9 protein-coding genes and 1 pseudogene are annotated in these 8,759 nt (G+C 63.6%); 9 read left to right on the forward strand and 1 reads right to left on the reverse strand.

Annotation, left to right across the window (positions count from 1 at the left end):
• Positions 1-63: 63 nt before the first annotated feature.
• Genes EOB80_RS17260 through EOB80_RS17270 form a run of 3 tightly spaced genes read left to right on the forward strand, consistent with a single transcriptional unit; the run spans position 64 to position 3,085 of the window.
• Positions 64-2,196: a phage tail tip lysozyme gene (locus EOB80_RS17260; RefSeq protein ID WP_127328729.1), complete on the forward strand. Its 2,133-nt coding sequence runs from the start codon at positions 64-66 to the stop codon at positions 2,194-2,196.
• Positions 2,196-2,771, forward strand: coding sequence for a hypothetical protein (locus EOB80_RS17265; protein WP_127328730.1), 576 nt, complete (start codon positions 2,196-2,198; stop codon positions 2,769-2,771). The genes EOB80_RS17260 and EOB80_RS17265 overlap by 1 nt, the downstream gene beginning before the upstream one ends.
• On the forward strand, positions 2,771-3,085 hold the full coding sequence (locus EOB80_RS17270; RefSeq protein WP_127328731.1) for a hypothetical protein: 315 nt from the start codon (positions 2,771-2,773) through the stop codon (positions 3,083-3,085). Before EOB80_RS17265 ends, EOB80_RS17270 begins: the two co-directional genes overlap by 1 nt.
• On the opposite strand, the gene EOB80_RS17275 is transcribed toward EOB80_RS17270, so the two are convergent.
• Positions 3,086-3,328: a hypothetical protein gene (locus EOB80_RS17275; protein ID WP_127328732.1), complete on the reverse strand. Its 243-nt coding sequence runs from the start codon at positions 3,326-3,328 to the stop codon at positions 3,086-3,088.
• A gap of 33 nt (positions 3,329-3,361) precedes the next feature.
• Here EOB80_RS17275 and EOB80_RS17280 point away from each other — a divergent pair, with 33 nt between their 5' ends.
• The 6 genes and pseudogenes from EOB80_RS17280 to EOB80_RS17305 all read left to right on the forward strand — a co-directional run.
• Positions 3,362-4,225: a hypothetical protein gene (locus EOB80_RS17280; protein ID WP_027162328.1), complete on the forward strand. Its 864-nt coding sequence runs from the start codon at positions 3,362-3,364 to the stop codon at positions 4,223-4,225.
• Positions 4,222-4,884, forward strand: coding sequence for a phage baseplate protein (locus tag EOB80_RS17285; protein WP_127328733.1), 663 nt, complete (start codon positions 4,222-4,224; stop codon positions 4,882-4,884). Before EOB80_RS17280 ends, EOB80_RS17285 begins: the two co-directional genes overlap by 4 nt.
• Positions 4,884-5,234: a hypothetical protein gene (locus tag EOB80_RS17290; RefSeq protein WP_127328734.1), complete on the forward strand. Its 351-nt coding sequence runs from the start codon at positions 4,884-4,886 to the stop codon at positions 5,232-5,234. The genes EOB80_RS17285 and EOB80_RS17290 overlap by 1 nt, the downstream gene beginning before the upstream one ends.
• A 3-nt stretch (positions 5,235-5,237) precedes the next feature.
• Positions 5,238-6,674, forward strand: coding sequence for a baseplate J/gp47 family protein (locus EOB80_RS17295; protein ID WP_127328735.1), 1,437 nt, complete (start codon positions 5,238-5,240; stop codon positions 6,672-6,674).
• Between the two features lie 2 nt (positions 6,675-6,676).
• Positions 6,677-7,426 (forward strand): DUF2612 domain-containing protein, encoded by a 750-nt coding sequence (locus EOB80_RS17300; RefSeq protein ID WP_050596282.1) that lies wholly within the window; start codon positions 6,677-6,679, stop codon positions 7,424-7,426.
• 10 nt (positions 7,427-7,436) lie between these two features.
• Positions 7,437-8,759, forward strand: a pseudogene (locus tag EOB80_RS17305) (hypothetical protein); the annotation flags it as partial.

The raw sequence follows: 8,759 nt of genomic DNA on the forward strand, positions 1-8,759 counted from the left end.
ACCTCCTCGAGGTGGCGATGGTGGACGCCCACAACATGATGTTGCTGAGGAAGCGAGACGAGAATGCCAACGGTCATTGACAGCCTGATCGTTACCCTCGGTCTCGATCCCAAGGACTTCGAAAAGGGTCAGAAGAAACAGGCCGAAGCCTGGCTCAAGACGCGCGACGAGTTCCGCAAGGGCGGCAAGGAAATCGAGGACAGCTCGAAAAAGGCTGCCGAGACGGTCAACCTGATCACCAGGCGCGTGCTCGAACTCTTCGCCGTCATCACCGGCTCGCAGGCGCTGAGCGATTTCGTGCGCAAGATCACCAACGCCGACGCCTCGCTTGGCAGGTTCGCGTCGAGCTTGGGTGAATCGCCGCAGCGGATCGCGGCCTGGGAGAATGCGGCCGAACGTTTCGGCGGCTCGGCCGATGCGACCGCGTCGACCCTGGAGCGCGTCAACAAGCAGCTCTACAACCTCAACAAGAACGGCGAGGCGCTGCCGCGCGAGTTCTCGCAGCTGCAAGCCTGGACAGGCATGAGGATCGATCCCAACCATGGGCTCGATCGATATCTCTCCGATGTCGCCGCCGCATTGCAGCGGTTGCACCAGATCGATGCGGGCGCGGCCCACAACGTCGCGCAGGCGCTCGGCATCGACCCGGCCACCGAACAGCTCATGTACAAGATGGGCGCGGGCATCGACGTCTATCTCGACAAGCTCCAGAAAAGCCTGTCGCCCAGCAATGCGGCGATCGATTCCGCGCAGAAATTGCAGGCGAGCTGGAACGAACTCCTCCAGAACATCATCGCGCTCGCCAACGCCATCTATGACAAGCTTGGCCCGGTCCTGGTCGACGCGGCCAACAAGATGTCGGCATGGATCGACAAGAACCGGGACTGGATCCAGACCGGCATCGTCGATGCGGTGAAGAAATTCATCGACTTCCTCGAAAAGATCGACTGGAACGCCGTCGGCGCCGGCATGCAGACATTTGCCAACGGGGCGAAGGACGTGGTCGACGGGCTGGGCGGCGTCATCAGGGCAACCGAGATCCTGTTCGGCTTGTGGGCCGGCGCCAAGTTCCTCAGCGTGCTCGGCAACATTCGCACGCTGGGCGGGGCGCTGCTCGGCGGCGGTGGTGGTGGCGCGGCGGCGGCCGCTGGTGAAGGTGCTGCCGGCGCTGGCTTGATGGGGCTCATGGGCAAGCTGTCGCCCTTCCTGGCCATGCTTACGCTCTCTGGCGATACCCCGCAGGGGAAAGGGAACGGCGTCTATTATACCGATCGGGATATCGACACCATTTCCCAGATGAAACACTACGATCGCAGCGGTCCGCAATCGCGCTTCCATAATGGGCGCGGTGCCGAAACGACGGTCGACGGCAAGCCCGTTTCGAGGGGCAACCCGCTCCCCGTCACGATCTCCGACCAGAAAGCCGACGGTGGCGGCTTCTGGAGCAACCTGGTGAGCGGCATCGGCGGCATGTTGAGCGCTGGCGCGCGTAACGCCTTCGGCACCCCAGCCGCAGGCGGCGCGGGTGGCGATGCGGTCGGCGGCCCTCAGAGTGCCTCGCGTGGCACAAAGGGCTGGTGGACGCCCGAGCGGCAATCGCAGGCTTACCAGACGCTCACGGCCGGCGGCCTGTCGGATGCCGGCGCGCGCGGTCTCGTGTCGCGCTGGATGAATGTCGAGGCGGGCGGCGGTCCTGGCACGGTCAACAGCATCGGCGCAACTGGCATGGCGCAGTGGCTTGGCCCTCGCAGGGCGCGCCTGATGGCCTTTGCCAAAGCACGTGGCAAGAACTGGAACGACTTCGACACGCAGTTGCAGTTCTCGCTTTCGGAACTGAACGGTCCCGAGAGTGCGGCCGGCCGGGCGCTGCGCAATGCCAAGAGCGATGCGCAGGGTGCCGCCGGCGCATCGATGTACGAGCGCGCCGAGGGCTACAATTCCTGGAACGGCATGGACAACTTCACCGGCAAAACCTACCGGGGCATGAAGGGGATCAACACCGGAGCCAAGGGTGCTGCACTCTCCAACATCTCCAGCACGCATAACGCCACGACGTCGACCAGCTCGGTCGAGGCCCATATCGGCAAGGTCGAGGTTCACAGTCAGGCGACGGATGCCAACGGCATCGCGTCTGATATCAACGACGCGCTCAGCCGGCGTCTCTTCACCGCTCAGGCAAACAATGGATTGGCGTGATGGCCGGCATTCTGGAGCTTCTGACGCAAGACGCGATCGGGCTGCTTTCCGGCGCCTTTTCGCAGCAGCCATGGGGCATCTATTTCGGCGGCGTTCCGGTGATCGTGGCCGATAACGTCGTCGAGGTGCAGTATCGCCAGCAATGGTCGATCTCTGACTTCCCGGTCGAGCGCGGGGCCTTCGAGAGCTACGACAAGGTTCAAATCCCCTATGACGCGCGGCTGCGCTTCACCGCCGGCGGATCGCAGGCAAACCGCGCCGCCATGCTGGCGTCGATCGCGGCCGTCGCCGGCGACACCAACCTCTACGATGTGGTGACGCCGGAGGCGGTCTATCTCTCCTGCAACTTCACCCACTACGACTACAGCCGGCGCGCCAACGAGGGCATGGGGCTTCTGTCGGTCGATATCTGGCTGATCGAAGTTCGCCAGGCCGTCAGCGCCGGCATGTCGAACACGCAGGATCCGAGCGGCGCGTCGCAGGTCAACGGCGGCACGGTGCAGACCGCGCCGGCGACCAGCGCTCAGCTGGCGAAATTCCAAACATCGTCGGGACTGCCGGCCGGAGGCTTCTGATGGTCATCATTCCCCTGCAGGCGGTTCCGAACCAGGCGGTCGGGGTGACGCTGGACGGCCAGGTCTCGCAGATCAGCCTCTACCAGAAGAGCACGGGCCTATTCATCGACGTCTATGTCGACAACGAGCTCGTGATCGGCGGGGTGATCTGCCAGAACATCAACCGGATCGTGCGGTCGCTCTATCTCGGATTTTCCGGCGACCTGATCTTCATCGACAACCAGGGCGACACCGACCCGTATTATACGGGGCTCGGCACGCGCTACAGCCTCGCCTTCCTGTCGGCGAGCGAGCTTCCGGCCGGCGTCGGCTGACTACTTGCAGCGCTGAAACCGATCGCCCGCAAAGCAGACGTGGAGCTGGCGCAGCTGCGCCGACACCTCTTCGCGCTGATCGCACGCCTTGATCGTGTCCGGATCGTCGCCTGATCCGCCGCGGCACTGCTCGTTCAAATCGAGATAGCTCTTTTCGAGGGCGGCCTTGTTCGGCTTCGCCAGCGCGGGTGCGACGGTGAAGACGAGGAGGGCGGCCGTCGCGGCGGCAAGGACTTTCGACATAGCATAACCTTTTCATGACAGGCGGTGGTCGGGATGGCGTTCAGCCAGAAGCGAATTTCCGTCGAGTTCGAGCTGGCCAACGGCCAGTTTGAGGGCGGCGGCAACACCGCAGAGGTGTTCGGCTTGCGCGTCGCCTGCAACATCGTCAACGCAGGGCAGGGCTCGGGGCAAGCCGAAATCTCCATCTGGGGCCTGCCGCTAGCCGTGATGAACCAGCTATCCACAGTCGGTTCACAGTATCTGCAGATGTACAAGAACGGCATTTCGGTGCTCGCCGGAGACGATGAGACCGGCCAGAACGTCGTTTGGACCGGGGCGATCGTTTATGCCTATGTCGACGCGCAGGCAATGCCTGACGTGTGCTTCCGGATCAGCTCGCTCCCCGGTGTGTTCCATGCCGCAAAGCCAATTCCGCCGCTCAGCATCAAAGGCTCGGGCGACGCCTCCCAGATGATGAAAAGTCTCGCGGGGCAGATGGGCATGGCGTTCGAGGACGCTGGCGTAAAGGTCAAGTTCGCCAACCCCTACTATCCCGGCACCGCGTGGACGCAGGCGCTGGCGATCGCACGCGACGGCGGGTTCGACGTCGGCTTTGATCGGGCAACGATGGTGATCACGCCTCCCGGCAAGGCGCGCAACAGCGACACCGTCCTGATCTCGGCCGACACCGGCATGGTCGGCTACCCGTTCTTCCAGCAGGCGTTCGTGCTGGTCCGTGCGCTCTACAACCCGGCCGTGAAGTATCAGGGCAAGGTGCAAATCCAGAGCGACCTTACGCCCGCCAACGGCACGTGGAAGGTCAACCGCCTCGAGTATCAGTTGGAGTCGATGATGCCGCACGGCAAATGGTTCATGGTGCTCGAATGCATCGCCGTTGATGCCTCGGCGCCGGCATGAGCGGGCAAGGTTTCTTCGGTCAGCAGACCACGTCGGACGACACCAGCGAGATCAACCGGCTGCGCTTCCTGATCCGCCAGGAGCTGGCACAGCATCGCACGGGCATTCCGGTCAAGGTTGTGGCGGTGTACGGCGGTGGCGTCGGCGCGCCGCCGACGATCGATGTTATGCCGCTGGTCAATCAGACCGACGGTCAGGGCAACCAGACGCCCCACGGCATTATCTACGGCATCGCCACAATGCGAAGCCAAGGTGGCACGAACGGCATCATCAACGACCCCAAGGTCGGCGATATCGGCCACATGACGATCCCAGACCGGGACATCTCGGCGCTGAAAGCCAACGCCGGCAAGCAGTCGAACCCGGGCAGCTTCCGGCGCGGCAACATGTCGGACGGCATCTACATGGGTGCGATCGTCAACCCGGCCAACCAGGACCAGGCGGTGCAGTTCACCGAGACCGGCATCAAGCTTTTCGACAAGAACGGGCAAATCATCGAGTTCGCGGCCGGCTCCATCAAGATCACCACGGCGCAGCTGCTCGTGACGGGGGACGTCATCGCCGGCGCGGGCGGCGCAAACATCAGCCTCCTCAACCACATCCACACCGGCGTCCAACCTGGTGGCGGGACGTCAGGCCCACCGGAGCCCGGAACCTGATGCAGACGCTGCTTTTGACCACGGACACGTGGGACCTGACCGCCGACGCCTCGGGCAACATCGCGGTCGGGGACCCGTCCTATTCCCTGGCCCAGGACGCCGCGAGCGCGATCCGACTGTTCCTGGGGGAACTCTACTACGACACGACGCAGGGGATTCCCTACTTCGATCAGATACTCGGCAGGGCGCCGCCGGTGTCACTGATGAAGGCGTATTTCAACCAGGCCGCTTTGACGGTCCCCGGCGTCGTCTCGGCGCAGACATTCATCCAGTCATGGACCGACCGCGAAATCACCGGCCAAGTGCAGGTGAGGGACGCGGCGGGCAACATCACCGCAGCGGGCTTCTAGCACATGGTCGAAACCACCAATGTTCCCCAGCCGCAGTGGACCGACACGGGCTTCCTGATCCCCTCGGCCGCGGAAGTGCTCGCGGGCGTCCAGGATGACATAAACGAATCGTTCGGGGCCGTGCTCAACCCGGCCTTGAACACGCCGCAAGGGCAGCTCGCCAGCAGCGAAACGGCGGTGATCGACGAGGTCAATTCGACCTTCCTCTTCTTCACCAACCAGGTCGATCCGGCTTACGCCACCGGCCGCATGCAGGATGCGATCGCACGCATCTACTTTATCGAGCGCAACCCGGCTCAGCCGACCGTCGTGCAGGCCCTTTGCAATGGCTTGCCGGGCGTCGCCATTCCGTCCGGATCGCTGGCGCTGGCCGAGGATGGCAACCAGTATCTGTGCACGGAAGACGGCGTCATCGGTGCCGACGGCACTGTCACCTTGCCGTTTGAATGCCTGGTGGTCGGCCCGATTCCGTGCCCGGCCGGAAGCCTCGACCAGATTTACCGGGCGATCCCAGGATGGGACTCGATCACCAACCCGGATGACGGCGTGCTGGGCAACAACGTCGAGAGCCGGGCGGCCTTTGAAGCGCGCCGCTCAGCCTCGGTCGCGCTCAACTCGCAGGGCTCGCTTCCTTCGGTGCTTGGTGCGGTCCTGGCGGTGTCGAACGTCATCGATGCGTTCGTGACCGAGAACGCCAGCAACAACGTCCAGACCATTGGTGGCGTGTCGGTCTATCCCAACTCGCTTTATGTCGCCGTGGTCGGCGGCGATGCCGACGAAATCGCGCAGGCGATCTGGTCGCGAAAAGCCCCCGGCTGCAGCTATAACGGCAACACGACGGTCACGATCTACGACCAGAGCCCCGGCTATGTGCCGCCGTACCCTTCCTATCGGGTCTCCTTCCAAATCCCCAATCCGCTGGCGATCCTGTTTGCGGTCAACATTGTCAATTCGCACCTGGTGCCGGCCGATGCCGCGACGCAAATCCAGAACGCCATCGTCAGCGCCTTTGCTGGAGGTGACGGAGGCCCGCGCGCCAAGATCGGCACCACGCTATTCGCCAGCCGGTTCTACGCGCCTGTGGCTGCGCTTGGCTCGTGGGCACAGATCATCTCGATCGAGGCGGGCTCGAACAACAACCCGTCGGCCGTCTTCACCGGGAAAATCGTTGGAACGACACTGACTGTATCGGCCGTTGCATCGGGAGCGCTGGCCGTCGGCCAGGTCATTTCCGACGTTACCGGCGCACTGACCGTCGGCACCACCATCACGGCGCTGGGCAGCGGTACCGGCGGCACCGGCACCTATACCGTCTCCAACAACAAGAACGTGTCGATCGAGAGCATGACGGCGGCTGTCCCCAATCGCTTCGACATCAGCGTCGATATCGACCAGGTGCCGACCATCTCGCCTAACGACATCATCGTCACGCTGAGCTGATCATGGCCGATACAGGACCTCCCTATCCCAGGCCGCCGGCCGGGATCCCGAACGGCTTTGGGCAGTTCGCCCTCGGCGTCAGCCCGGTCGGCGACTACCCGCCGTTCGACGTCTGGCGCACGGTCATCAGCCAGTATGCGAACGCGCCCACGCTGACCCAGCTGATCGGGAACATTTTCTCGTATCTCGACCAAACCGCCAACTTCGACGCGTTCTTCGACTGCATCTGGAATGTCGACACAGCGCAGGGCTACGGGCTCGACGTCTGGGGCCGCATCGTCGGCGTCAATCGCGTTCTCCAGGTCACGTCCGGAGATTGGTTCGGCTTCGATGAGGCGAGCCCTGGAGCTGACCCATTCGAGCAAGGCGCATTCTATTCCGGCGCTTCTCTGACGTCGAATTTCGCCCTCTCGGATGATGCGTTTCGCCGGCTGATCTTCGCCAAGGCGGCGGCCAACATCACGAACGGTTCGATCCCTGCGATCAACCAGATACTGCTCAGCCTCTTCCCGAATAGGGGCAACGCCTACGTTACCGAAGGCGGCACCCACGGGACCTGGTTTGGCTTTCAAGAATCGCTGAACTGCGTCGGTTTCAGCCAGGCATCGTTCTACGCGGGCTCGTCCATCGCGACGATGACGATGACTTACACCTTCGCGTTCCAGCTCACCCCCGTCGAACTCGCGATCGTCCAAAACTCCGGCGTCTTGCCGAAGCCGACAGGCGTCAGCGCGTCGGTCGTCATCATCTAAGGATCCCGCCATGAAGCTTTCTGCACTGCCGCCGAAGTTCCCCACAGTTTGGGGGGCCTCGGCGAGCCCAAGCTACATTCGCGCCATTCCGCTCGGCTCGCAGATCGGGATCGTGAATGGCGCGGCCTCCCTGACCGATGGCTTTCCGCCGCTCAACTTCCTGCCGGTAGGATCGGGCGGCGTGCCGCCGTTCGGCCAGGACATGAACGGCATTCTCAAGCAGATCACGCAGTGGTCGCAGTGGCAGAACGCAGGCGGTCTCATTCCCTACGATCCGAGCTTCTCGACGGCGATCGGCGGCTACCCCTTCGGTGCTGTCCTGCTCGGAGCTGTGGCGGGCATCGTCTGGCTGAGCACCGCCGACGACAACACGTCGGACCCGGATACCGGGGGCGCGAATTGGGTCAACATCGGCGCGGCGACTTCTCCCATTATGGTGGGTGCCGATACCGGTTCGGCGAACGTCGTCACGGCAAATGTCTTGCCGGCGCCGAGCGCCTATGTCGACGGTCAGGTCTTCCTCATCCAGAAGGCCGCACTCGACAACAACGGCGCGATGACCGGCAACATCGAGTCGCTCGGTTCGCATCCCATCGTCAACATGGACGGCACGGCACTGACGCCTAAGCAATGGCCGGCGAGTGCCACGGGAATCCTCGAATTTAACGTCGCGACGGCGTCGTTCCGGCTGCTCAATCCTGCCGTGACGGTCGCTGCCAATGCCGGTCTTTCGGCGACCGATCAGCAGGTTCTATCCCTCAACATCCCGAGCTTGCCGGCGCCGACTGGAGCGCTTTCCCTGGGCGACAGCTTTCCGCTGCACGTGGTGTCGGACACTGCGGATCGCGAGGTCACGCTCGCGGCGCTCGCCGCAGTGTTGCCTGGTGCGATGAAGGCCATGCGCGTCATCGCGGCCAGTGGAACCTACGTGCCGACAGCCGGTGCCAAGAGCATGCTCGTCTTTGCCACGGGCGGCGGCGGCGCAGGTGGCGGCAACGCCACTGCGGGTGGCTTCACTGGCGGAGGCGGAAGCGCGGGCGGAACGGCGGTCTATTTCGGACCGGTGTCCTCCCAGATCGTCACGATCGCCGCTGGTGGCGTCCCCAATGTGTCATCCGGTTCTGATCTCATAGGCGGTTCTGGAGGAACAACTTCCTTCGGCGCCCTTGCCGTTGCCACGGGTGGCGCCGGCGGTTCTTCTAGCGGCACCAACTCAAACGGAGCAGGCGGCCAGTCGGTAGGGACTGGAACGGCTGGAATCCTTTTGATCGCGGGCAATGGCGGCTCGGCTGGTTCGGGCCACGACGGTGGTGCCGGCGGTGGCTCCTTCTGG

Source organism: Mesorhizobium sp. M7A.F.Ca.MR.245.00.0.0, from assembly GCF_003997415.1.
In the GTDB taxonomy this organism is placed as follows: domain Bacteria; phylum Pseudomonadota; class Alphaproteobacteria; order Rhizobiales; family Rhizobiaceae; genus Mesorhizobium.

Coding starts and splice junctions, on each gene's coding strand:
- EOB80_RS17260 (WP_127328729.1), top strand. CDS start 64: ATGCCAACGGTCATTGACAGCCTGATCGTTACCCTCGGTCTCGATCCC.
- EOB80_RS17265 (WP_127328730.1), top strand. CDS start 2,196: ATGGCCGGCATTCTGGAGCTTCTGACGCAAGACGCGATCGGGCTGCTT.
- EOB80_RS17270 (WP_127328731.1), top strand. CDS start 2,771: ATGGTCATCATTCCCCTGCAGGCGGTTCCGAACCAGGCGGTCGGGGTG.
- EOB80_RS17275 (WP_127328732.1), bottom strand. CDS start 3,328: ATGTCGAAAGTCCTTGCCGCCGCGACGGCCGCCCTCCTCGTCTTCACC.
- EOB80_RS17280 (WP_027162328.1), top strand. CDS start 3,362: ATGGCGTTCAGCCAGAAGCGAATTTCCGTCGAGTTCGAGCTGGCCAAC.
- EOB80_RS17285 (WP_127328733.1), top strand. CDS start 4,222: ATGAGCGGGCAAGGTTTCTTCGGTCAGCAGACCACGTCGGACGACACC.
- EOB80_RS17290 (WP_127328734.1), top strand. CDS start 4,884: ATGCAGACGCTGCTTTTGACCACGGACACGTGGGACCTGACCGCCGAC.
- EOB80_RS17295 (WP_127328735.1), top strand. CDS start 5,238: ATGGTCGAAACCACCAATGTTCCCCAGCCGCAGTGGACCGACACGGGC.
- EOB80_RS17300 (WP_050596282.1), top strand. CDS start 6,677: ATGGCCGATACAGGACCTCCCTATCCCAGGCCGCCGGCCGGGATCCCG.